Origin of the sequence: Lentzea aerocolonigenes, from assembly GCF_000955955.1 — a bacterium.
Classification (GTDB): Bacteria; Actinomycetota; Actinomycetes; order Mycobacteriales; family Pseudonocardiaceae; genus Lentzea; species Lentzea aerocolonigenes_A.
This window is the reverse complement of record NZ_JYJG01000526.1, coordinates 1-332: the sequence shown is the minus strand read 5'-3', so window position 1 is coordinate 332 and position 332 is coordinate 1. Positions and strand designations below refer to the sequence as shown.

The following is a 332-nucleotide window of genomic DNA, read 5'->3' as shown; positions in this document are numbered from 1 at the left end:
GTGGGTGACCATGCCGCCGAGGGAGTGGCCGGAGACGCCGACGCCGTTCGTGTTGATGTGCCCGGCGAGTGGACCGCTCGCGTTGAGCGCGAGGGTGTTGGTGAGGAGCTGCGAGACGTCCTTGGAGGTGTTGCCGTTGTTGACGTCGCTGAAGTTGTGGTTGAAGTACGGGGCGGGAACGATGAAGCCCGCCGCGGCCAGGGCCCGGATGATGAACAGGGAGTTCTGCGGGCTGCTGCCGAAGCCGTGGGTGAAGTTGTAGATCGGGAAGACACCGTTGGCGACAGGGGCGTTGTTCACCGGGTTGCCGCCGGCGCTGCCGGTGGCGGGGT

General features: G+C 66.6%; 1 protein-coding gene. It reads right to left on the bottom strand.

Translation table 11 applies throughout. The features are described 5' to 3' along the window. The coding region (locus tag UK23_RS45665; RefSeq protein WP_045318107.1) for a chlorophyllase/cutinase-like alpha/beta fold protein at positions 1-332 on the bottom strand (332 nt) is incomplete at both ends.